We start from the raw sequence: 23,679 nt of genomic DNA on the forward strand, positions 1-23,679 counted from the left end.
GTTGGAATCATCTTCTCTACTTCATCTAAGCCTTTTCCACCTAAAATGAACTGGGAAAGCTCTTTTCCGTCTTTATCTAATCTAATGATCAAAACATCTTTTGAGCCGTAACCTTTAGAGGAGTTTTGTACATTGCCAGCTACAATAAATCCCTGATCTGTAGTCTGAATCACGGCTCTTGCTTCTTCATCCGAAGAAGTTCCTAATGTTTTCTGCCACAATTGGTCTCCAAATTCATTGATTCTGATCATCCAGATGTCTGAGCCTCCCTTAGAATCCTCCTTTTTATCAAGACCTTTTCCTGAATATGACGTTCCGGAAATCAGAAAACCACCGTCCTGAGTAGTGACAGTTGAAGATAGATAGTCATGATTGTTTCCTGAAAAGTATTTTTCAAAAACCTGTTCTCCCTGCTGATTTAATTTTATCAGGCGAAAATCATAACCGTTGTTTTGTTTGCTGTTCTGTTGAAGTTTATCGCTTTGAATGGAACTTCCTGAGACAAGATACTGTCCGTCAATGGTTGTAGTAACCTGGCTTAGAAAATCCTGGGTAGAAGATTTGATGTCTTTTTGCCACACCACTTCCTGAGCAGATACCCACATGATTGTGCATAAAGTGAATGCACTGAGATAGAATTTTTTCATTCCATGTTTTTTTGAGTTAGTAATTAGTTTCTTAAAAACTTTGCGAATTTAACACTTTTTAAGGTAGGAAAATTATATTAATGCGATTTAATGTAAAACTTACTATTAAATATTTAACTTCCTTATTTATATTTAGTTTTATATTATTCTGTAGCAAAATTATCTGCATGCAACGACAAAACTTGTCGTAATTTTTTATTATAAAAACAAAAAGCCCCGAAATAAATTCCGGGGCCCACTATTGGTTAAATAATGATTAATTAAATTCTTTCGCTTTTAATTTCCTCTACAATTTCAGGATTTAAAAGCGTACTGATGTCGCCAAAATTACTGAAGTCGCCTTCGGCAATTTTTCTCAATATTCTACGCATAATTTTTCCGGAACGTGTTTTCGGAAGACCGGAAACAAACTGTATTTTATCCAGTTTCGCAATCGGACCTATCTGATCCGAAATCAGCTGGTTAATTTCTTTCTTCAGATTTTCTTTGTCACGGCCTTCTCCGGTTTCTTTAAGCATTACATAGCCGTACAACGCATTTCCTTTGATATCGTGAGGGTATCCTACAATTGCGGATTCTGCAACAGCCGGATGCTGGTTGATACTGTCTTCAATAGGTGCTGTCCCAAGGTTGTGCCCTGAAACAATGATCACATCATCTACGCGGCCCGTAATTCTGTAATAGCCAACTTCATCCCTCAATGCACCGTCTCCGGTAAAGTATTTCCCGGGAAATGCGGTGAAATAGGTTTCTTTATACCTTTGGTGGTCGCCCCAGATGGTTCTCGCGATTCCCGGCCATGGAAAACGGATACAAAGATTTCCGGTCACCTGGTTTCCTGTGATTTCATTTCGTTTATCATCCATCAGAACTGGCTGTACGCCTGGAAGTGGAAGAGTAGCATACGTTGGTTTGGTTGGGGTTACAAAAGGAAGTGGTGAAATCATAATTCCTCCTGTTTCTGTCTGCCACCATGTATCTACGATCGGACATTTTTTCTTTCCGACATGATCATTGAACCAGTGCCAGGCTTCATCATTGATAGGTTCTCCTACAGATCCGATCACTTTCAGAGAGCTTAAATCATGTTTGTCTACCCATTCTGTACTTTCTTTGGCTAAAGAGCGGATAGCGGTAGGAGCGGTATAAAACTGAGTGATTTTATGTTTTTCAATCACTTCCCAGAAACGATCTGGTTCAGGATACGTAGGAACTCCTTCGAAAATTACAGTGGTAGCTCCATTCAATAATGGTCCGTAAAGAATGTAGGAATGTCCGGTGATCCATCCGATATCTGCGGTACACCAGTAAATATCATTTTCTTTATAATTAAAGACATTTTTGAAGGTATAAGCGGTGTAAACCATATAGCCGGCGCATGTATGAAGCATTCCTTTAGGCTTTCCTGTAGATCCGGAAGTATATAAAATGAAAAGCGGATCTTCAGAATCCATAATGACAGTAACGAAATCAGGAGAAGCTTTCTCATACAGATCGGCCATCCAGTAATCTCTTCCTTCTTTCATTGTAATTTCGTTGTGGGTTCTCTTAACAACAAGAACTTTCTCAACTGTCGGTGTTTTTTCAAGCGCTTCATCTACAATCGTTTTCAGGTCGAGAACTTTATTTCCTCTGTAGCTTCCGTCTGATGTGATGACCATTTTGGCTTCACAGTCATTGACCCTTGATGCAACTGCTGAAGCTGAAAATCCTGCAAAAATAACAGAATGTACGGCACCCAGTTTTGCACAGGCAAGCATCGTAACAGCCAGTTCAGGAATCATTGGAAGATAAATGCAGACTCTGTCTCCTTTTTCAATTCCCATATCCCTTAAAATATTGGCTGTTTTATTAACACGCGTATACAGCTCATGGTAGGAAATATGCTGAGCTTCTTCCTTGGGATCATTAGGTTCCCAGATGATTGCTGTTTTTTCTCCTCTTATGGTAAGATGTCTGTCTATACAGTTTTTGGTAATATTGAGTTTCGCATTTTTGAACCAGGTAATCTTGGCTTCATTCATGTCGTACTTAACAACCTTGCTCCATCTTTGGTACCACACGAAGTTCTGATCCGCTACCTTATCCCAGAACTTTTTAGGATTTTTGATAGACTTTTTATAGTCTTCAAAATATTGTGGTAAATCTTCTATCAGGTAATTTCTCATATCCCTTTTGTTTTTTGAAATTTGAATTTATTATATTTTAAATTTATGTTTAATTTCTGGTTTAAGCCCTGTATTCCTCAATTTTTCCCTGAATTTCATCAATAATTTTTTCATCATCAATGGTGGACGGGATCTGGAAATCTTTGCCGTCAAGCAATGTTCTTATCAACTTTCTTAGAATTTTTCCGGATCTTGTTTTGGGTAAGCGTTTGACAACCATTACATTTTTTAAAAAAGCTACTGCTCCGATTTTGTTGCGAACCATCTGAATAATGTCTTTTTCAATATCTTCTTCAGAGATCGCTGAACCGTTCTTTAAAACCACCGTGGCAAAAGGAATCTGTCCTTTTAAGTCGTCATCAATACCTACCACAGCGCATTCTGCGACATCCGGATGCGAGGAAACAATTTCCTCCATTTCGGAAGTGGAAAGCCTGTGTCCTGCCACGTTGATCACATCATCCACTCTTCCCGTAATGAAAATATAACCGTCTTCATCCTGAATAGCACCATCTCCTGAAAAATAATATCCTTTATACTGAGACAGATAGCTGCTTTCAAAACGGGCGTAGTCTTTCCATATTCCAAGCATCGCGCCGGGTGGGAGAGGAAGTTTGATCACCAGATAGCCTTCATGGTGAGGATCAAGCTCAAATCCGGTTTCATCAAATATTTTAATATCATATCCCGGAACTGGTTTTCCTGCAGAAGCTCTTTTAATCTGATAGCTGTCGTCATGCGTCAGTAATCCAAGCATTGGCCAGCCGGATTCTGTCTGCCACCAGTGGTCTATTGCCGGAACACCGATATGTTCTGCAAACCAGTCCAAAGTAGCCACATCACATCTTTCCCCGGCCAGAAACTGCTTTTTGAAATGGGTTAAATCGTATTTTTTTACCAGTTCTCCATTAGGATCTTCTTTTTTTATAGCCCTGATCGCAGTAGGTGCTGTAAACATTACAGAGACTTTATATTCTGAAATAATTCTCCAGAAAGTGCCTGCGTCAGGAGTCATGATTGGTTTACCTTCAAAAATAATAGTCGTATTTCTGTTGATTAATGGTCCGTACACAGAAAAACTATGTCCTACAGCCCATCCGAAGTCTGAAGCAGCCCAATACGTTTCTCCCGGCTCAACACCATAGACGTAAGTCATTGAGAATTGTAATGCCGTGGCATAACCTCCGGTATCACGAACGATGCCTTTAGGCTTTCCGGTAGTTCCTGAGGTATAAAGAAGGTAAAGCGGATGAGTTGATTCTACAGAAACACAGTCTGCGGGAGCTGACTTTTCTACTAATTCTTCATAATCGATTAGCCCTTCAAACATTTCATCCTTATTATCGACCAGTTTTCTGTTGTATACTATAATATTATCTACTTTATCCTGTGCCAGTTCAATTGCTTTTTCTACCAGTGGCAGATAAGGAATTCTCCTGGCGATTTCTACTCCCGCTGTAGCGGTGATCAAAACTTTAGGTTTACAGTCATCAATTCTTACAACAAGCTCATGAGGAGCAAACCCTCCGAAAACCACATTATGAATAACCCCGATTCTTGCGCATGCAAGCATAGCAAAAAGAGTCTGTGGAATCATAGGCATATAAATGACCGTGGTGTCTCCTTTTTTTAATCCCAAAGAGGCCAATCCGCCCGCCAGTTTTGCAATTTCCTCCTTTGCCTGGTTGAAAGTATAGGTTTTCTTTTGATGGGTTACGGGAGAATCATAAACGATGGCAGCCTGATCTCCAAATCCGTCTTCAATGTGTTTGTCAATACATAAGTAACACATATTGAGCTTTCCGTCTGAAAACCACTGTGGGTAATCGTTTTCACCATGGGAAAGAATTTGTTGGGGAAATTCAAACCATTTGATTTCTGCTGCCTGTTTTTTCCAGAAGTCTTCTTTGTTTTCTATACTTTGTTTAAATAATGTATCTGTTTCCATGTCAATAGTTGTATGTTTCGTTTAATACCCTTGTCAAGGTTTTAAACCTTGACAAGGGTAAGTAGTTGTGTTATTGCGAGCCGAAGGCGAAGCAATCTCTTAAAACATTTCCTCAATCTGCTGCATCAGTTTCTTAATAGAGTATGGTTTTGTGACATAGGCATCCGCACCCATTTCCAGTCCTTTTTCTATATCTCTGGGATTATTTTTTGCACTCAGAAAGATCACTTTGGTGTCTTTCAGTTTTTCGTCCTGTTTAATAAGATCTAAAGTGCTGTAACCATCGAGGTTGGGCATCATAATATCGAGAAGAATCACGTCCGGTATCATTGTTTTCAGGAATTCAAGGACTTCTGTTCCGTCACGGGCAATATAGACGTCATATCCGTTTTTCTTAAAGCTGTATTCTAACGACATTAATATTTTGTGTTCGTCATCCGCAATGATTATCTTTTTCATAAGAAGGTTTTAATGGTGTTCAACTTCATTGGTAATTTCTTTTTTCGTTTTTTCGGGAATGCTGATGGTGAAAGTTACGCCCAGTCCGCTGTTTTCTGCTTTTATTCTTCCTCCGTGTGCCTCTACAATTTTTTTGGAAATGGCCAGTCCCAGTCCGCTTCCGGTAGGCTTTAAAATATTCTGATTTTTTGATTGATAAAACTTGTCAAAAATCATTTCCAGATCCTCTTCCGGAATATGCTTTCCGGTATTGAAAATGGAGATGGTCAGCTGATCCTCTTTTTTAAATAATTTGGTTTGAATTGTTCCTTGTTCTTCTGTGAATTTTAAGGCATTCCCCCAGATATTCTGAAACAGTTGTATCATTCTCGCTTCATCATATTCAAATATAAACTGATTCAGAAGATTAACTTCACTTAAATGAATGTTTTTCTGCTGTATAAGATGAAGAAGGGGATTTAAGGCTTTTTTATATGTTTCAACAATATTGTTTTCCTGAATATGTAAAGAGATTTCACCATGCTGTAATTTGTCCAGATAAAGAATATCATTGATGATTTCACTTAATCTGTCGGATTCTGTAATGATGTTGTTCAGAAACTCCTGTTTGATGTCAAAAGGAATATCATCATCATCGGCTAAAATTTCTCCCGCAGAGCGGATGGCCGTAATCGGAGTTCTCAGCTCGTGGGCAACAGAGTCCAGAAAGTCGTCTTTTTGACGGTCTTTGATGATCAGGCTTTCATTGGCTGTTCTCAGATCATCAGAAAGTTTCTGCAGTTCTTCAGACTGTTCGGTAAGCTTTTTATTTAAGCTGATATTTTCCTGTGATTCTTCAAGGATATTCAAAACTTCTTTCAACGATATTTTATCTTCCTTGGTTACCCCTTCTATCAATATTTTTGCGGAGGCAGTACCAATTCTTCCGGCCAAAAGATTTTCTGAGAATTTGATAAACCTTGAATCAGCAGTTTCCGTTTTGGAATCAATATTATATTTTAAATTGAAAATTCTTAGTGCCTGTTCCGTTTTATTTTTGCCTAAGAAACGTTCCAGAATGTTCTGGATATCCGAAATATAAGCCGTTCCGCGCCAGATGAAAGCATTTTCGTGATTCTGAATATACTTGTCTATATCTACATACAGCTCTGCAAAGTTTCTTTCGCGGTAATTTCCTTTGGAGCTTACAGATACGATTGTAAATAAGCTTGTGTTCACCAGCATCGACCAGAAAAAGATCTGTGGAATCCTTCCCAAAAAAGGAATGGTGAAAAAACCAAAAGCATTATACATTTCCCTGAGGACTCCTTTGAATTCCTGATTGTACGAAAAATAATACTGGGGAATAATGAGCCCGAAATAACAGATGGCCAATCCGGCTAAAAGTCCTGCAACAGCACCTTTATAACTTCCTCTTCTCCAGAATAAAGCTCCGAAAAATGCAGGTGCCAATTGTGCAATCACTACAAATGAGATTAATCCTACCGAATCCAGTGATGTTTTCAGGATGAAATATTTATAGAAGGCAAAAGCCATGATGATCAGTGCAAAAATGCTGAACTTTCTGATATTGGTAATGCTTCTGGTATTTTTTTCTTCATTTTCAGATTTTAATTTTCCCAGTAATCCGTATGGAATGATGAGATTGTTGGAAAGCATTATGGATAGAGTAATAGCAGAAATAATAATCATGGAAATACATGAGCTCAATCCGCCAAGAAAAACAAACACAGTAATTAAAGTATTGTCAAAATGCTGTGGAATCAGAATAGAGTAGAATTCGGGATTTACTTTCTGTCCGTCAAAAATTAATCTTCCTCCCCAGGCAATCGGGAAAATAAATATAGTGAAGATTAAAAGATAAAGCGGAAAAAACCAAATGGCTGTTCTGATATGTTTTTCCTGTCTGTTCTCAACAATGGCGGTGTGGAACTGTCTTGGCAAAATGCAGATTGCTGTGGCAGAAATCATACAAAGAACCATCCAGTTCATCGCACCTTCAATGCCATTGAAGGTGTTTTTTTCTTTAAAATCCTCAAACTTACTGGCTTTCTCATAGATATCTGAGAATCCGTCAAAGACATAATAAATGACAAAAAATCCGAGAATAATAATAAAAAACAGTTTTAAAAAGCTTTCCAGAGCAATTGCCGAGATAATTCCAAGCCGCTTTTCAGAAGCATCTACATATCGTGTTCCGTAATAAGAAGAAAATAAGGCGATTAAAACCACAACGAAAGTTGCGTTATCAGTCAGGATATCCTTCGACATCGGAGTTTCTGTCACTAAGTGAAAGGTTTCAGAAATAGCTTTAATCTGCAGCCCGATATAAGGAACGATCGCCAGAAGACAGACTATAGTGATGATAGCACTCAGGCTTCTGCTGTTGCCGTATCTTAATGAAATGAAATCGGCAAGGCTGCTTATTTTATTGACTCTGGAAATCCTTACAATCCGGGTATTGATGTAAATCCATGCCGGAATTATCATAATAGGACCAATATAAATCGGAAGATAGTTTAGTCCGCTTGTAGCTGCCACGCCAATACTTCCATAATACGTCCAGGCAGTACAATATACAGCAAGGGACAGAGCGTAGATATATGGATTATTGATCCATAATTTACTTCTTTTCTTCTCTGCTAAATGAGCAACTAAGAAAAGGAGAGCCAGATAAAACAGAACGACAAAAAATAATGCGAAACTATTCATCATGTCTTTTTACAATTACAAAAGAAATCACAATGGAAATCATCCAGACCACGAAAAGGTAAATAAGGATCATTGGATAGCCCAAAACTTCCCTGTCACTGTTGAAAAGAAGTGAAATAGGAATGCTGAAAGCAATCATGAGCCCTACGCTCAGTATGATAAGTTTTTGTTCGTGTCTTTTTTTCATAAATGATTTTGATAAAAGATAATTGATGAATGACTGCATTCATCAATTATCTGTTTTTTGCTTTTAAATTTTATCGTCGGAATATTCTCCTTTTAAGGCATAATATCCGAAAATAGCCATTCCGCCTGAGATAATCGGCATCAGTACAAAGAGAATGATGATCCCAAAAACCAGATCTTCCTGTTTTCCGGATGCGATTTTAGGGATTCCCAATACCGTAATTCCGAAATAGCCTACAATCACCGCAATAGCGATCCAGAGAATGCCTAATATTTTTTTTAGTCCGTTCATTTTAGTAGTTTTAAAATTAATAAAAATTTGAGTGATTCAGTGCTTAATCGTGAAGATTGTTGTTCTTATTTTTAAGATAAAATAATCCGATAATCAAACATACTCCTGCAACTCCAATCGGGTACCAGAGTCCTTCCAGATACCATGTCTCGTGGCCCGCTTCTTTTCCTGTAGTCACCAGATAAGTAGCCACTGCCGGAAGAAGTCCTCCAAATACTCCGTTTCCGATGTGATAAGGTAATGACATTGAGGTATAACGGATTCTCACAGGGAACATTTCAACAAGGAAAGCAGCGATAGGCCCGTAAACCATTGTCACAAAGATCACTTGAATGAATACAAGGAATACCAGATACCATTTGGTGTCGTCACTTAATTGTAAACTTTGAGAAACTTTGGCTTCTTCAGGTTTTCCGTCTTTCATAACAACTCCTGAGGGAGACCAGTGAACGATGCTGTCTTTTTTAATTAAAGTTCCATCTGTATAAAGAGTTTCTTTGTGAAAAGTTATTAAACTGTCTGTTGCGATATCGTTGTGGATCTTTGCCGTTCTTTTTTCTGTAATTCCATTCGCAGCAACTGTTTTATTTTCAAGGTTTACACTTTTAAACATGCTGTCGTAAATAGGTCTGTAAGCTAAAATAGCGATCAGCATTCCGGTCATCATTACAGCTTTTCTTCCGATTTTATCAGAAAGCCACCCGAAGAATACAAAGAAAGGAGTTCCTAAAAACAAAGCGGTAGCCATGAGTGAATCTACCTGTGCAGATTCCACATTCATAACTTTTTGAAGGAAACTCATTGCATAGAACTGACCTGTATACCAGATCACCCCTTGTCCCATGGCAGCCCCGAATAAAGCCAATAGTACAAACTTGAAATTGTATTTATTTCCGAAACTTTCTTTTAAAGGGTTTTTGGAAGTTTTACCTTCACTTTTAGCCTTAGCAAAAAGAGGAGATTCTTTCATATTCTTTCTGATAATGTAGGATACAGCCACCATTAAAATGGAAATCCAGAAAGGAACTCTCCATCCCCAGGTATCAAATTCTTCTGCCGAAAGAGTTGTTTTGGTGATCAGAATAACGATTAATGAAATGAAAAGTCCGGCTGTTGCTGTAGTCTGGATCCATGAGGTCCAGTAACCTCTTCGGTGAGGTTGGGCATATTCTGCTACATACGTAGCCGCACCTCCGTATTCACCTCCTAAAGCAAGCCCCTGAAGTAATCTTAAAATTAAAACTAAAACCGGTGCCAGAAATCCAATAGTTTCATAGCTTGGAATACATCCGATCAGGAAAGTGGAAAATCCCATAATCAGTAATGTAACCAGGAAAGTATATTTTCTTCCGATAAGATCTCCCAGTCTTCCGAAAAATAATGCTCCGAAAGGTCTTACCACAAATCCGGCGGCAAAAGTAGCCAGGGTGGATAAAAATGCTGCGGTAGGATTATCCGCAGGGAAAAATTTGGTCGCTAAAACAACGGCTAAACTCCCGAAGATGTAAAAGTCGTACCATTCTATTAATGTTCCGAGTGATGAGGCAGTGATCACGCTCCAGATGGTGCGGTTTTTCTGCCTGTCGGTCATATTTTCGTAGCTTTCGTGATGATTTTCGCTCATATTGATTAGTTTTTGATGTTAGTAGAATAGGATGTTAATTTGATTTTTTTAACCATTAAGGGCTTTAAATAATTAAGTTTAATGCTTTGGGGCTATTTCAAAAGTGTCATTCTGAATGAAATGAAATGTAATGAAGAATCTCATGTGTGACTGGTTGTTAGTAAGATTCTTCCTTCGTCAGAATGACAAGAGTCAAATTATTTGAATTTTGGGAATGTATCCCTAATTCATCTTACAATCTTTATTATTCTTAATGGTTTAAGTCTTACAAATAGATTTGAAACTGTACGATAAATTCTCCTTTTGAAGAAGGGCTTTCCGTAGGGTTCGTATAAACCGGTCTTGTTGAATATTGTGTTGTTATTTTAGCATGATGCCCATCTATAAACCAGTTGGCTCCGACATCAAACTGGGATGAAGATTTATCAAAAGCCTCAAAACTTTTGTGCGTATAAGCCGCGAAAGGCTGTATTCTGATTTTTGGCTTTTCTGCCTGGCTTGGTAATAGCAAACCAGCCTGTGCGTAGATAATATTACCTGTCCCGATGGTTGGCTGTAGATTTCCCGGTCCCGCAATGGCTTTATTGCCGATGAAATTAGGATCTGATGCTCCGATGTTCATCGTTCCCAGATTTCTTACATAATTCGGTCCGAAATTGTAATTATAATATCCGGCATAGGCAGAAACGGCCATTTTGTTTTTTGCTTCGCCCAAAGGAATATCCGCAAAAGCATCTACTGCAAAAAGAGTGATATCATGCTTTTCAATGTTTGAATTGACAGAAGTTCTTGTTCCGTCAGCCTGATGATAAAAGCCGGCACCTACGTTGAATACTTTTTTTGTTCCAAGGTAAGATCCTACTTTAAAAGGAAGGGTATTGGACTCTTCATCCAGAAATTGATACTCAACATATCCCGCTTTTGAGAAACTGGGATTTCCGTTATTGTCCACTGCCACGGCTTTTGCAGGATCTGTTACATTCACAGGAATAAGATCTGTAGCGAAGGGTTTGTTTAAGCTGAAACGATATTCCAGTTTTCCATACTTTCCTTTAGCAAACATTCCGAGCTGTCTTGCAAACTGATCTGAGTTATCGATTAAAGGCCATGAAAAAACAGGAGAATCTAATGTAAGGAAATTAAGCGTGGATGCCATAGTCATTCGGGAAAGTCCCATGTAATAATGAAGCCCTGCCCCTAAAGATAAACTGAATTTTCCTGCTTCTCCAGGTAAAATAACTGCATATTCATTCCAGGCATCATGAAAAAATAGCTGCGTTTTCTTTCCGTTGCCATAACCTCCTGTGCCTGAAGTACCTGAAGCACCGCCATTAATAAAAGTCTGATTATTAATACCGAAATGGAGTAGAATCATATATCTTTTTGAGATCTGTGCATAGGCTAAAGCACGTAATCTTCTGTTTCCCAGACTCCATGAATTATCGGTGGGTTCACCGCCTACCATAGTTCCGGGGTTCATGGAAGTATTTCTTACCCAAAACTGGTCCCATAAAATAAATCTGACGAATTTATCACCGTTGGGGTTGAGGTTGAGTTTTAAGCCACTGCCATAATCAGGAGAACCTTGTGAGTATACGGAACTGCTGATTAAAGCTAATCCAATGAATGTAAGTAATTTCTTCATAAATTATCAATTTTTGGCGTTGTTTTTTGTGAATACCAAATTGTAATTAATAATTTATTTATGAAAATTTAATATATATTAGTGGTAATAGTATAGTTATTATTTTCCAAACTTTCGGACTTCAGGCTATGGAGTTTTAATATAAATGATTCAAGTGGTTGATATTTAATGTTATATTAAATCTTGTACCTTGTATTTCGCATCCTGTAATCCGAAACCTCGCCTCATGCACTACGCTTACTTCTTAAACCGCTCCCATTTAATCAGCATATACTTATCTGCGAATTGGGTAATGATAATTCCTGAGTTTTTAATGTTTTCTTCCTGCGCGATATATTCAATGAGTTCGTTTTGCTTTAATATTTTATAAACAGGATGGAATTCAGAATGGGGAGGCCTTGTGATATTGTATTTTTTGATCCATGAACTTATGGTAACGTGTGAAACGCCGATAATTCTTTCAATTTCACGGTAGCTTAGGCCCTCCAAATATAGCTGAAGTGCTTTGGTGACATAGTAATCGTCAATTTGTTTTCCCAGTTTTTTAACGGTAAAATAATATTGACAGTCTTTGCAGTGGAAGCGCTGTTTTTCATTGATGATGCCGCTTTTTACCACTTTGATGCTCTTACATTTTGGGCAGGTATTTTCCATAACTATATTATTTTAGCAAATATATAATAAATTAGCAAATGTATATTTTTCAATAAAGATAATTTTACCTGTTTAAAATTTTAAAACAAAAAAAATATCTTTTTTATTTGGATTTAAAAGAAATTATATTTTAAATTTGCCAAAAAATTTAGATAAATAAATGGAAATAGAAATTTCCTCATGCGAACATCTAATGTATGTGAGTGAAATACAGCAGGAAATGTACGATTCTGCACAGCGTAGAGGAACGGGTATCGCAAAACGTTCTATAGAATATTTGAGTAAGAAGATTTCAGAGGGCAATGCTGTGGTAGCCACTGAAAACGGTGAGTGGGTAGGTTTCTGTTATATAGAGACCTGGTCACATGGGAAGTTTGTGGCTAATTCGGGGCTGATTGTGTCACCGAAATTCAGGAACGGGGGAGTGGCAACTCAGATCAAGCAGAAAGTTTTCCAGTTATCTAGAGACAAATATCCGGATGCGAAAGTATTTGGATTAACAACAGGTTTGGCAGTGATGAAAATTAATAGTGATTTGGGATATAAACCAGTGATCTATTCTGAACTGACTCAGGATGAAGAATTCTGGAACGGATGCAAGAACTGTGTGAACTATGAAATTTTAATGATGAAGGAACGCAAAAACTGTTTGTGTACAGCGATGCTGTTTGTTCCGGAAAACGATAAAAAAAAAGAGGAGGTAGTGAATAATCTGCCTGAAAATAAATATGATGGGATGATTCAGAAAGATTTTGATAAATTCCATGTGACCATTAATAAAAATAAAAAGAGTCCAGATGAAAAAGAAAGTCATCTTAGCGTTTAGCGGAGGTTTGGATACTTCCTACTGTGCTAAGTATCTTAGTGAAACACTAGGGTATGATGTGTATGCCGTTACTGTAAATACCGGAGGTTTTTCAAAAGAAGAGGAAAAAGAGTTGGAGAGAAAAGCCTTAAACCTTGGAGTAAAGGAATACAGGTGCGTAGACGCTCAGGAAGATTACTACAATTCATGTGTGAAGTATTTGATTTTCGGGAATGTGTTAAAAAATAATACTTATCCTTTATCTGTAAGTGCTGAGCGTACTATTCAGGCACAGGAAATTGCAAAATACGCCATTGAAGTACAGGCAGATGCTATTGCTCACGGAAGTACAGGAGCGGGAAATGATCAGGTTCGTTTTGATCTGATCTTCCAGGTGATGTGTCCGGATATTGAAATCATTACGCCCATTCGTGATATGGCTTTGTCCCGTGAGGAAGAAATTGAGTTTTTAAAAGATCACGGCTATGACATGGAATTCCAGAAGGCTCAGTATTCCGTAAATAAAGGGCTTTGGGGAACTTCTGTAGGAGGAAAGGAAACTTTAACGTCAAGAAATTACCTTCCGGAAGAAGCTTTTCCGTCTCAAATCAAAGAAACTCAGCCTTCAGAACTTGAGATTGAGTTTAAAAACGGAGAAGTGGTAGGAGTGAACGGAAAAAGCTTTGAACATTCTGTATATGCCATTCAAAAAATAGAAGAATTAGCTTCAGCGTATGGAATTGGCCGTGATATTCATGTGGGAGACACTATTGTTGGGATTAAAGGACGAGTGGGATTTGAAGCAGCTGCCGCATCAGTGATCATCAAAGCACATCATTTATTAGAAAAACATACGCTTTCAAAATATCAGCAAATGATGAAGTCGCAGTTATCCGACTGGTACGGAAACTGGCTGCATGAAGCACTTTTCTTAGATCCTGTGATGAGAAATATTGAGTCTTTCTTGGTAGATTCTCAGAAAACAGTAACGGGGAAGGTATTTGTAACCCTTCATCCATACAGATTTATTCTTAACGGAATTGAATCTGATCATGATCTGATGTCCGACAAATTCGGAAGCTATGGAGAAGCGAACAGAGCATGGACGGGAGATGACGTAAAAGGATATACAAAAATTGTCAGCAACTCTTTAAATATATACCATCAGATTAATCAAAATATCAACTAGTTCCGAAGGGACGATGTAATGAAAGACAGAACAAAATGCTGTCAGAATCAAAATGAAGAAAACAGTAGGAATCATTGGTGCCAACGGTTATACAGGAAGTGAGCTGATACGCTTACTGGCTTTTCATCCCCATGTGACATTGAGTTTTTTATATAGCCGTTCAAATTCGGGAACAAAAATTTCAGATCTGTACCCGGATTTAACGACGGTTTGTGAAATGGTTTTGACTGATAAACCTGAAGATGTAGATATTCTTTTTCTGTGTCTTCCGCATAAAGAAAGTGAAAACTGGTTAACTCAGAATCCTGTCAAAGATGAAACGCTGGTGGTTGATCTCGGAAACGATTTCCGTTTAGAAGGAAGTTTCGGAAACAGAGATTTTATCTACGGATTGCCGGAAATCAATAAAAAACAACTGACGGGTGCGAAAAGTATTGCCAATCCAGGATGTTTTGCAACGGCGATTCAATTGGCTTTGCTGCCATTAGCAGAAAAAGGAATGTTGCATGAAGTCTTTACTACAGGGATTACAGGTTCTACAGGAGCCGGACAGTCTTTGCAGGCAACCACTCATTTTACCTGGAGAAATGATAATGTTTCAGCTTATAAAACATTAACTCATCAACATGTCGATGAGATTTTGCAACAGCTGATTTCATTCAACAATAAAGAAGTAAACCTGAATTTTGTTCCATGGAGAGGAGATTTTGCAAGAGGAATTTTTACAAGTTCCACCATGAAGACAGATTGGGAGCTGGAGGAAATAGAAAAATTATATCAGGATTTTTATGCAGAGGAGCCTTTTGTTACCGTAAACAGGAAGGCGGTTGATTTAAAGCAGGTTGTCAATACCAATCGCTGTGTGATTCAGATCGAAAAGACTGGGAATGTTGTCGTTATTCACTCAGCGATTGACAATTTGTTAAAAGGTGCTTCAGGACAGGCGGTACAGAATATGAATCTGGCCATGAACTGGGATGAAAATGCAGGACTGAATTTGAAGCCAATAGCCTTCTAAATTGACAATAAATAATTGAGAATTTTAAACAAGAAGTAAATCCGACTTAGGAAAATGGAGCGTTAAGAAAATTAATTCTATGAACGTTAAGAAAATTCTACTGTTCGAAATGCGAGGAAAATAAAGAACCGAAGAACCAATTTGGATTTCGCACAAGTTTTAGAATTTTTAGAGAATAGAACTAATTTTTAGCGGAAGTTTCCAGGTCTTGAACTTTTGTTTCTTTTGTTTCAAGACAAAAGAAAGATAAAAAAACAAAAAATGAATTTATTCAACGTATATCCATTATTCAACATCAATCCGGTAAAAGCTCAGGGATCATTTCTTTGGGATGATAAAGGGGAACAATATCTTGATTTTTACGGAGGTCATGCTGTGATTTCTATCGGGCATAACCACCCGCATTATCAGAATAAGCTGAAAGATCAGCTGGAAAAAATTTCCTTTTATTCTAATTCTGTTCAGAATGAATTACAGACTGAGCTGGCAGAAAAGCTGGGGAAACTTTCTGGACATGAAGATTATAACCTTTTCTTATGCAATTCCGGAGCGGAAGCCAATGAAAATGCTTTGAAACTGGCTTCATTCCATAACGGGAAAAGCAAGGTGCTTTATTTCTCTGGTTCATTCCATGGAAGAACTTCAGCTGCGGTTTCAGTGACTGATAATCCTAAAATTGTAGCTCCTGTTAACTTTTCAGAAAGATTCATCAGATCAGAATGGAATGATGTACAACAGCTTGAAGAAACCTTTGAGAAGTTTGGAAGTGAAATCTCTTCCGTTATCATTGAAGGAATTCAGGGAGTAGGCGGAATTATGATTCCAACACCGGAATTTTTATCCAAAATCAAAGAACTGTGTGAAAAATATGATGCTGTTCTTATTTTGGATGAAGTGCAGTCCGGATATGGAAGAAGCGGATATTTCTTTGCCCATCAGGAATTTGGTGTAGAAGCGGATATTATTACGACTGCAAAAGGAATGGGGAACGGATTTCCTGTTGGTGGAGTTTTGATACATCCTAAGTTTCAGGCGAGCAATGGTTTGCTGGGAACTACATTCGGAGGAAATCATCTTGCCTGCGCTGCTTCAATTGCTGTGCTGGACGTGATGAAAGATGAAAATCTTATCGAAAACGCTCAGAAGATGGGCGAATATATTGAAAATGAAATTAAAGATTTACCACATATTACATCCATCCGAAGGAAAGGATTGATGATCGGAATAGAACTCGACAGAGACTGTTCGGAAATAAGGAAAAGCTTATTGTTTGATCATCATATTTTCACAGGAAACTCGAATGATAAAACAGTATTAAGGATTCTTCCTGCACTCAATATCAAAAAAGAGGAAACGGATCTTTTCATCAATGCTTTGAAAGCAGTATTGGGAAATATCTAAGGGTTGAAGAACAAAGCTGCAAAAGGGTTAAAAAACTTAAAATAGTACACAATACCTGTCATTCTGAATGTAACGAAGTGGAGTGAAGAATCTCAGAATGACAAAACAACCGTCAATTGCTGAGTGAAACGTCCTTGCGAACGGAAAAAACATCAGTGAAAAGCGTTCCGTTATTGCGTTAAAACTCTCAAAAATGTGTAAACAAAATCTTTAAAATCAATTTAAAATGAAATGGATATTCCATTTGTCCATTGAAAAAAAATAGAAAATACCAAATGAAAAAATTTACCTCTGTAAGTGATGTGGAAAACTTACAGGAAATCATAAAAAAAGCTTTACAGATAAAAGCAGATCCTCTTACCGAAACAGAAAAAGGAAAGGGAAAAACAATCGGACTTGTATTTTTAAACTCAAGTTTGAGAACCCGTCTGAGCAGTCAGATTGCGGCTCAAAATTTAGGGTTGAATGTTTTGACATTAAATGCAGCACAAGAAGCCTGGAATCTTGAATTTGCAGACGGAGCAGTAATGAACGGTGATACAGTGGAACATATCAAAGATGCGATTGAAGTGTTAAACCAATATTGTGATATCATCGCTGTGCGTTGTTTTGCAGGAATGAAAAGCAAAAAAGATGATGTGAATGAAAGTATCTTAAGCCAGTTTGAAAAGCATGCAAAAGTACCTGTTATTTCATTGGAATCTGCTACCCGCCATCCACTGCAAAGTTTAGCAGACTGTATCACCATTACAGAAAACTGGAAAAAAGACTATAAACCCAAAGTGGTATTGACCTGGGCACCGCATATCAAACCTATTGCTCATGCCGTTGGAAATTCTTTCGCAGAATGGATGCAGGAAATGGATGTGGAGTTGGTGATTACAAATCCTGAGGGATATGATTTAGATAAAAACTTCACAAAAGATGTGAAAGTAATTCATGATCAGGATGAAGCGTTGAAAGATGCAGATTTTATCTATGTAAAAAACTGGTCATCTTTTGATGACTATGCAGCAATGCCTGAAGTGAAAGGGGATTGGATGCTGACCAACGAAAAACTAGCCCGCACCAATGAGGCAAAAGTAATGCACTGCCTTCCGGTTCGCCGTAATGTAGAATTGAGTGATGAAGTAATGGATGGAGATTATTCTATCATCTATCAGCAGGCTAAAAACCGGATTTTCTCTGCACAGGCTGTGTTCAGTGAAATTTTAGATGAATTAAAAGCTTAAAATAATCCTTGTCAAGGTTTTAAACCTTGACAAGGATAGAAAAGAGTAAAAATCACAAAACGTTTACAATGAAAGAAAAGTTATACATCATAAAAATTGGCGGAGCTTTAATTGATGATGAGGAATTGTTAACCCAATTCTTAGAACAGTTTTCTGAAATCCAGGAAAAGAAAATCCTTGTTCATGGCGGCGGAAAGCTGGCAACAACGCTTGCTGATAAACTGGGTATCGAACAAAAGATGATCAACGGCAGGAGGATAACGGATAAAGAGACATTGGATATTGTAACGATGGTGTATGCGGGAGGAATCAATAAAAATATTGTTGAAAAGCTTCAGCAGAAAAAATGTAACGCTATAGGCTTTTCCGGAGCAGACGGAAATTTAATTAAAGCTAAGAAAAGAGAACATCCTGAAATCGATTTTGGATTTGTGGGGGATATCACCAAGAAAAGTGTGAACAGGAAACTGGTATCAAAACTAATCAAGCTGAATCTTGTTCCTGTGTTTTCTGCGATTACCCACGATAGAAAAGGAAATCTTTTCAATACCAATGCAGATACTATTGCTTCTGTGATGGCGCAGGCTCTTTCGGAGAAATATGAAGTTGAATTATTATACTGTTTTGATAAAGAAGGGGTTTTAGAAGATGTAAATGATCCTGAATCTGTTATTAAAAGTGTAACTGAAGAAGATTTTACCACACTAAAAGAAGAAGGAAAGCTTCACAAAGGGATTTTACCCAAACTTGAAAATGCTCTTGGAGCCATAAAAAATAATGTAGAGAAAGTGTTTCTGATCAAAGAAACAGAATTGAAAAACCATATAGAAAATCATCATGCAGGAACTGAAATCTGTTTATAATAAAGAAGAACTGTTGAATAATGCGGTCGGATTGCTTAAAAATTTGATTGAGATTCCTTCATTCAGTAAAGATGAGTTTAATACTTCGGTGGAAATTGAGAATTTTTTCAAAAAGCACCAGATTCCTGCCAAACGTTTTAAAAACAATATCTGGGCGGTAAATAAACATTTTGATGTTTTTAAGCCTTCCGTTTTACTGAATACACATCATGATACGGTAAAACCTAATAAAGCTTATACGCTGGATCCGTTTGTTCCTGTTGAAAAAGACGGCAAGATTTTCGGATTGGGAAGTAATGATGCCGGAGCTTCTCTGGTTTCTATGGCACAGGTTTTTTTACATTTTTATGATAAAGAGGATTTAAAATATAATTTAGTTATTGCTTTGACGGCAGAGGAGGAGATCTCAGGATTTAATGGAATTGAAGCTCTGTTTCCGCAGCTACCCAATGTAGAACTCGCCATTGTAGGAGAACCCACGCAGATGAATCTGGCGATTGCAGAAAAAGGACTTCTTGTGATAGATGGAGAAATGAAAGGTACTCCTTCTCATGCCGCTCATCCTAATGATGATAATTCTATTGTAAAATGTATGCAGGATCTGCAGAATATTTTAGACTTTAAATTTCCGAAGGTTTCAGAATATCTGGGCGAAGTTAAAGTTACTTTATCAGGAATTCACGCAGGAGTACAGCATAATGTTGTTCCGGAGTCTTGTAATTTCACGTTGGATGTAAGGGTAACTGACGAATATTCTAATCAGGAAGCATTTGATATCATCCAGTCTCAGATGAAATCTACTTTAACAGCAAGATCATTCAGGCTGAATTCCTCAAAAATCGAAATGGATCACCCGTTCGTAAAAGCAGGAGTTGAAATCGGAAGGACAACCTACGGTTCACCAACCTCTTCAGATCAGGCAATTATTCCTTGTACATCAGTGAAAATTGGCCCTGGAGACAGTAGGCGCTCTCATACAGCAGATGAATTTATCTATATCCATGAAATAGAAGAAGGAATAGAAATTTACATCAGAATCTTAGAAAAAGTGTTATAAAGAAAGGAAGAATGAAGTGGGAAGCTGGAAGTTTGTTACAGTTTGTAATTCAATTCCGGTCTCCATCCTCAGGCTTCCAGCTCAATATATGTTTTGACCCCGCCCGGCAGGCACTTGAAGTTTAGTTTTTAATAAGATTTATGCAAAAAAGAAAATTAGAAATGAAAGCTTTACATAAGGAAATGTTTTTTTATAGTTAATAGTAATAAGGATTGCCTTGCCGGGCATGTCAAAACCAACAAATATTTTAAATCAAATATGATCATGAATCACTACCAGCGAATTTTTCTGGTAATATAACAGACAGAAGTGGTGATTGCATATGATTTAAAAAAAATAAACAATTACATATGAAAAAGATATGGCAGAAGGATGACCTTGCCACCAATATATTAGTCAATAATTTCACAGTCGGTAAAGATCTTGACTTTGATGAACGTTTAGCCAAATATGACGTGAAAGGTTCTGTGGCGCATTGTAAAATGCTGGCAGAAACCGGAATTATCACTCAGGAAGAATCGGAGCAGATGCTGTCTGTTTTATATCATATTTTAAATCAGATTGAGGATGGAACTTTTGAAATTGATAAAGATGCTGAGGATATCCATTCTCAGGTAGAAGCAATCCTGATTGAAGAATTAGGAGATACAGGAAAGAAAATCCATACGGCAAGATCAAGAAACGATCAGGTTTTACTGGATATCAAATTGTATTTATTGGATGAAATCCGTGAGATCACAGCCCTTACAGATGAGTTTTTCCAGATTTTAATTCAGCTGGCGGATCAGCATAAAAACGTTTTGCTTCCAGGATATACTCACTTGCAGATTGCAATGCCTTCCTCATTCGGATTGTGGTTTGGAGCGTATGCAGAAGCGCTTGTGGATGATGTGGAAATGCTGTTTTCAGTAAAAAATATCATTAATAAAAATCCACTGGGATCAGCAGCTGGTTATGGTTCTTCATTTCCGATCAATCGCGAAAGTACCACTTATAATCTAGGCTTCCAGTCCATGAATTATAATTCTGTGTACGCTCAGATGACCCGTGGAAAGTCTGAAAAAATGCTGGCCATGTCCATGGCTACTTTAGCCGGAACACTTGGTAAATTTGCTTACGATGTGTGCCTGTATTTAAGCCAGAATTTTGACTTTATCAGCTTTCCGAAAGAATTTACTACAGGAAGCAGCATTATGCCTCATAAAAAGAATCCGGATATCTTTGAGCTGGTTCGTGCGCGATGCAACAGAATCCAGTCACTTCCGAATGAATTGATTCTATTGACAAGCAATCTGCCTTCAGGATATCACAGAGATGTACAGCTGACGAAAGAAATACTTTTCCCAGCGATAGATTCTTTAAAGGAATGTCTGGAGATATTAAGCTATACTTTACCAAATATTCAGGTAAAAGACGGAATTCTGGAAGATGAAAAGTACAAATATCTTTTCAGCGTAGAAAAGATCAATGAAGAAGTGAAAAACGGCAGCTCTTTCCGTGATGCTTATGTGAAAGTAGGGCAGGAGATCGAAAATAATAAGTTTGAATTTGAACTAGGAAACCTTGAACATACCCACCAGGGAAGTATTGGAAATCTTTGTCTGGATAAAATAGAATATCAGTTTAATAAACTGAAAAATAAATTATTGGGTTAGAATCTAAGTCATTAAGGTCAGCAAAAACTTAGGCAGAATCAGTGGAAATTCTAAAATTATTTTAGCCTGCTGTCTTTTCGTTGTGAAAGCCTTAATCTTAAATCTTATCTGCTTAAGTGACCTTAATGGCTTTATTTTACTCTGCTCTTTGAATTTGATGATTGATTTTGAAACTTTGAAACTATGATTATAGTTGAAAATTAAAATTGGCTGTATTAATTTTATCGGAGATAAAATCTTTGCACCTTAAAGCAAAAAGTATATGAATTTCTTTCGCGTCTTTGCGTTTTCCTAACAAGATATTAGAAATAAAATGTGCTGGTAAGCGCAAAGGCGCAAGAAAATCCTCGATTTTCAGCAAGAAGTTTAAATCAGTTTTGTTTAAAAATAGAAAGATTATTCCAGATCAATTTTAAATTTGGTAGATTTTTTTACCTCGTGAAGTACGATAGAACTGTGATATTGTCCGATATTGGGAATATTTGAAATAACATTAACAGCAAATTCGTTATAAGAATTGATGTCCTTGGCAATAATCTTCAACATATAGTCATACTCTCCGGAAAGGCTGATGATTTCCTGTACTTCATCATAGTTTCCAATATGTTTCTCAAAAGTCTCCAATACTTTCTTGGATTGTTCCTTAAGACGGACGTTACAGTAGACCACAATATTTAAACCCAGTTTTTCACGGTTTAAAAGCCCGACATATTTCTGAATGATCCCCTGCTTCTCCAATTGTTTGATGCGTTCATAAGTAGGAGTAAAGGTAAGGCCTATCTTTTCGGAAATTTCCTTAACCGAAAGTGTGGAATCTTCCTGAATAATGCTGAGAATCATTTTGTCTTTTAAATCCATAAAATAAAGTTGTGGCTAACAAAAATATTAATTTTAAATGAGAATAAGGAAGTACTTAAGTTTTAAATTTATTTTAAACATAATTTTTGCCGGTTCATAAAATTGTTATATCTTTGCACCTAATGAATAAAAAAGCATTTATATCATTAGATTTACCGGGCGAGAGCGCCCTTTACGATATTTATTGTTATTAGCGAAGATTGTTGTCTTCGCTTTTTTTATGTCCAAAAATTAGAAATATGTTTACGATTACAGAACTAAGCACCGAGAGAATCAACAGTATACTGACAGAAGCACTGGCTTTTGCAAACGGTAAAACTGCTAAAATTGAAGGAGAAGTTTTTTGCTCAAATCTTTTCTTCGAAGACAGTACAAGAACAAAAACAAGTTTTGATCTTGCAGAAAGAAAGCTGGGACTTCAGGTAGTTCCCTTTGATGCATCACACAGTTCGGTAAACAAAGGCGAAAGTCTTTATGACACCGTAAAGACTATTGAAAGTATAGGAGTAAACCTTGTGGTGATCCGTGATAAGAAAGACAGATACTTCGAGGAACTGAAAAATATTAATATTCCGGTGATCAACGGAGGAGATGGAACAGGAAACCACCCTTCACAATGTATGCTGGATCTGCTGACGATCTATCAGGAATTCGGAAAGTTTGAAGGATTGAAAGTAGGAATTGTAGGAGATGTAAAACACAGCCGTGTAGCGAACTCCAATGCGGAGGCTTTAAGAAGGTTAGGCGCTAAAGTATACTTCTCAGGACCGGAACAGTGGTTTGATGAAGGAGCCTTAATCAACGGGACTTATATGTCAGTAGATGAACTGATCGGCGAAGTGGATGTTTTAATGCTATTAAGAATCCAGCACGAAAGACACGATGCCGCAATGAGCTTCACCGCTTCAGAATACCATAAAAGATATGGACTGACCAAAGAAAGAGAAAAGGCCATGAAAAAAGAATCGATCATCATGCATCCGGCTCCGATCAACAGAGGAGTGGAAATAGATTCAGATCTTGTAGAATGCGAAAGATCAAGAGTTTTCAAGCAAATGCAGAATGGTGTTTTCACAAGAATGGCCATTTTGAAAGAAGCATTGGAAACTAAAGGATATACTTTTAAATAAGAGCCAGGGCGAAAGTTAAAAGTTTAGAAGCCCCGTAGGGGCGGCCTGTTAATAGCAATGGGTGAAACCCATGAAAAAAAGGATGTAGACAATCCAAGCCCTGTAAGGGCGACCTGTTAATGACATATAATAAATA

19 protein-coding genes and 1 pseudogene are annotated in these 23,679 nt (G+C 37.5%); 9 read left to right on the top strand and 11 right to left on the bottom strand.

What is annotated here, in order from left to right:
- The 10 genes and pseudogenes from EK417_RS04365 to EK417_RS04410 form a co-directional block, all read right to left on the bottom strand.
- Positions 1–647: pseudogene (locus tag EK417_RS04365) on the bottom strand (T9SS type A sorting domain-containing protein); the annotation flags it as partial.
- A gap of 260 nt (positions 648–907) precedes the next feature.
- On the bottom strand, positions 908–2,815 hold the full coding sequence (acs, locus tag EK417_RS04370; protein ID WP_136521433.1) for an acetate--CoA ligase: 1,908 nt from the start codon (positions 2,813–2,815) through the stop codon (positions 908–910).
- A 61-nt stretch (positions 2,816–2,876) separates the two neighbouring features.
- Entirely contained in the window at positions 2,877–4,763 is a 1,887-nt protein-coding gene (locus EK417_RS04375) for an AMP-binding protein (RefSeq protein ID WP_136521434.1), read from the bottom strand.
- Positions 4,764–4,862: 99 nt separating this feature from the next.
- A complete protein-coding gene (locus tag EK417_RS04380; RefSeq protein ID WP_136521435.1) occupies positions 4,863–5,222 on the bottom strand; it encodes a response regulator transcription factor in 360 nt (119 codons plus the stop codon).
- A 9-nt stretch (positions 5,223–5,231) separates the two neighbouring features.
- The gene (locus EK417_RS04385; protein WP_076594307.1) at positions 5,232–7,934 is read right to left on the bottom strand and encodes a sensor histidine kinase; all 2,703 of its coding nucleotides are present in this window, start codon (positions 7,932–7,934) and stop codon (positions 5,232–5,234) included.
- The gene (locus EK417_RS04390; protein WP_062670711.1) at positions 7,927–8,121 is read right to left on the bottom strand and encodes a hypothetical protein; all 195 of its coding nucleotides are present in this window, start codon (positions 8,119–8,121) and stop codon (positions 7,927–7,929) included. The genes EK417_RS04385 and EK417_RS04390 overlap by 8 nt, the downstream gene beginning before the upstream one ends.
- 63 nt (positions 8,122–8,184) lie before the next feature.
- Positions 8,185–8,412, bottom strand: coding sequence for a DUF6814 family protein (locus tag EK417_RS04395; protein WP_034696261.1), 228 nt, complete (start codon positions 8,410–8,412; stop codon positions 8,185–8,187).
- Between the two features lie 43 nt (positions 8,413–8,455).
- A complete protein-coding gene (locus tag EK417_RS04400; RefSeq protein WP_076594309.1) occupies positions 8,456–10,036 on the bottom strand; it encodes an MFS transporter in 1,581 nt (526 codons plus the stop codon).
- Positions 10,037–10,301: 265 nt separating this feature from the next.
- Entirely contained in the window at positions 10,302–11,681 is a 1,380-nt protein-coding gene (locus EK417_RS04405; RefSeq protein ID WP_136521436.1) for a porin, read from the bottom strand.
- A gap of 237 nt (positions 11,682–11,918) precedes the next feature.
- On the bottom strand, positions 11,919–12,335 hold the full coding sequence (locus EK417_RS04410) for an IS1/IS1595 family N-terminal zinc-binding domain-containing protein (protein ID WP_110367226.1): 417 nt from the start codon (positions 12,333–12,335) through the stop codon (positions 11,919–11,921).
- Between the two features lie 160 nt (positions 12,336–12,495).
- Between EK417_RS04410 and EK417_RS04415 the strand changes: the two genes are divergently transcribed.
- The 8 genes from EK417_RS04415 to argH all read left to right on the top strand — a co-directional run bounded on the left by EK417_RS04415 (position 12,496) and on the right by argH (position 21,555).
- Positions 12,496–13,161: a GNAT family N-acetyltransferase gene (locus EK417_RS04415; RefSeq protein ID WP_076594312.1), complete on the top strand. Its 666-nt coding sequence runs from the start codon at positions 12,496–12,498 to the stop codon at positions 13,159–13,161.
- Positions 13,133–14,329: an argininosuccinate synthase gene (gene argG / locus EK417_RS04420; protein ID WP_076594313.1), complete on the top strand. Its 1,197-nt coding sequence runs from the start codon at positions 13,133–13,135 to the stop codon at positions 14,327–14,329. Before EK417_RS04415 ends, argG begins: the two co-directional genes overlap by 29 nt.
- A gap of 52 nt (positions 14,330–14,381) precedes the next feature.
- On the top strand, positions 14,382–15,347 hold the full coding sequence (argC, locus tag EK417_RS04425; RefSeq protein WP_136521437.1) for an N-acetyl-gamma-glutamyl-phosphate reductase: 966 nt from the start codon (positions 14,382–14,384) through the stop codon (positions 15,345–15,347).
- A gap of 261 nt (positions 15,348–15,608) precedes the next feature.
- Positions 15,609–16,748 carry an aspartate aminotransferase family protein gene (locus EK417_RS04430; RefSeq protein WP_136521438.1) on the top strand — a complete coding sequence of 380 codons (1,140 nt, stop codon included), beginning with the start codon at positions 15,609–15,611 and terminating at the stop codon, positions 16,746–16,748.
- 275 nt (positions 16,749–17,023) lie between these two features.
- A complete protein-coding gene (locus EK417_RS04435) occupies positions 17,024–17,980 on the top strand; it encodes an N-acetylornithine carbamoyltransferase (protein ID WP_136521439.1) in 957 nt (318 codons plus the stop codon).
- Between the two features lie 68 nt (positions 17,981–18,048).
- Positions 18,049–18,843 (top strand): acetylglutamate kinase, encoded by a 795-nt coding sequence (gene argB, locus EK417_RS04440; RefSeq protein WP_136521440.1) that lies wholly within the window; start codon positions 18,049–18,051, stop codon positions 18,841–18,843.
- Positions 18,818–19,900 (top strand): M20 family metallo-hydrolase, encoded by a 1,083-nt coding sequence (locus EK417_RS04445; RefSeq protein WP_136521441.1) that lies wholly within the window; start codon positions 18,818–18,820, stop codon positions 19,898–19,900. Before argB ends, EK417_RS04445 begins: the two co-directional genes overlap by 26 nt.
- Positions 19,901–20,250: 350 nt before the next feature.
- On the top strand, positions 20,251–21,555 hold the full coding sequence (gene argH / locus EK417_RS04450) for an argininosuccinate lyase (protein ID WP_136521442.1): 1,305 nt from the start codon (positions 20,251–20,253) through the stop codon (positions 21,553–21,555).
- A 396-nt stretch (positions 21,556–21,951) separates the two neighbouring features.
- On the opposite strand, the gene EK417_RS04455 is transcribed toward argH, so the two are convergent.
- Positions 21,952–22,413: an Lrp/AsnC family transcriptional regulator gene (locus EK417_RS04455; protein ID WP_089696583.1), complete on the bottom strand. Its 462-nt coding sequence runs from the start codon at positions 22,411–22,413 to the stop codon at positions 21,952–21,954.
- Positions 22,414–22,652: 239 nt separating this feature from the next.
- On the opposite strand from EK417_RS04455, the gene EK417_RS04460 reads away from it, so the two are divergent.
- A complete protein-coding gene (locus EK417_RS04460) occupies positions 22,653–23,543 on the top strand; it encodes an aspartate carbamoyltransferase catalytic subunit (protein WP_110367218.1) in 891 nt (296 codons plus the stop codon).
- The last annotated feature ends 136 nt before the right edge of the window (positions 23,544–23,679 follow it).

It is taken from the genome of Chryseobacterium candidae, assembly GCF_004916905.1.
Taxonomy (GTDB): domain Bacteria; phylum Bacteroidota; class Bacteroidia; order Flavobacteriales; family Weeksellaceae; genus Chryseobacterium; species Chryseobacterium candidae.

Coding starts and splice junctions, on each gene's coding strand:
- argC (WP_136521437.1), top strand. CDS start 14,382: ATGAAGAAAACAGTAGGAATCATTGGTGCCAACGGTTATACAGGAAGT.
- argG (WP_076594313.1), top strand. CDS start 13,133: ATGAAAAAGAAAGTCATCTTAGCGTTTAGCGGAGGTTTGGATACTTCC.
- EK417_RS04390 (WP_062670711.1), bottom strand. CDS start 8,121: ATGAAAAAAAGACACGAACAAAAACTTATCATACTGAGCGTAGGGCTC.
- EK417_RS04455 (WP_089696583.1), bottom strand. CDS start 22,413: ATGGATTTAAAAGACAAAATGATTCTCAGCATTATTCAGGAAGATTCC.
- EK417_RS04375 (WP_136521434.1), bottom strand. CDS start 4,763: ATGGAAACAGATACATTATTTAAACAAAGTATAGAAAACAAAGAAGAC.
- EK417_RS04460 (WP_110367218.1), top strand. CDS start 22,653: ATGTTTACGATTACAGAACTAAGCACCGAGAGAATCAACAGTATACTG.
- EK417_RS04415 (WP_076594312.1), top strand. CDS start 12,496: ATGGAAATAGAAATTTCCTCATGCGAACATCTAATGTATGTGAGTGAA.
- argH (WP_136521442.1), top strand. CDS start 20,251: ATGAAAAAGATATGGCAGAAGGATGACCTTGCCACCAATATATTAGTC.
- EK417_RS04405 (WP_136521436.1), bottom strand. CDS start 11,681: ATGAAGAAATTACTTACATTCATTGGATTAGCTTTAATCAGCAGTTCC.
- EK417_RS04380 (WP_136521435.1), bottom strand. CDS start 5,222: ATGAAAAAGATAATCATTGCGGATGACGAACACAAAATATTAATGTCG.
- EK417_RS04395 (WP_034696261.1), bottom strand. CDS start 8,412: ATGAACGGACTAAAAAAAATATTAGGCATTCTCTGGATCGCTATTGCG.
- EK417_RS04445 (WP_136521441.1), top strand. CDS start 18,818: ATGCAGGAACTGAAATCTGTTTATAATAAAGAAGAACTGTTGAATAAT.
- acs (WP_136521433.1), bottom strand. CDS start 2,815: ATGAGAAATTACCTGATAGAAGATTTACCACAATATTTTGAAGACTAT.
- EK417_RS04385 (WP_076594307.1), bottom strand. CDS start 7,934: ATGAATAGTTTCGCATTATTTTTTGTCGTTCTGTTTTATCTGGCTCTC.
- EK417_RS04430 (WP_136521438.1), top strand. CDS start 15,609: ATGAATTTATTCAACGTATATCCATTATTCAACATCAATCCGGTAAAA.
- EK417_RS04435 (WP_136521439.1), top strand. CDS start 17,024: ATGAAAAAATTTACCTCTGTAAGTGATGTGGAAAACTTACAGGAAATC.
- EK417_RS04410 (WP_110367226.1), bottom strand. CDS start 12,335: ATGGAAAATACCTGCCCAAAATGTAAGAGCATCAAAGTGGTAAAAAGC.
- EK417_RS04400 (WP_076594309.1), bottom strand. CDS start 10,036: ATGAGCGAAAATCATCACGAAAGCTACGAAAATATGACCGACAGGCAG.
- argB (WP_136521440.1), top strand. CDS start 18,049: ATGAAAGAAAAGTTATACATCATAAAAATTGGCGGAGCTTTAATTGAT.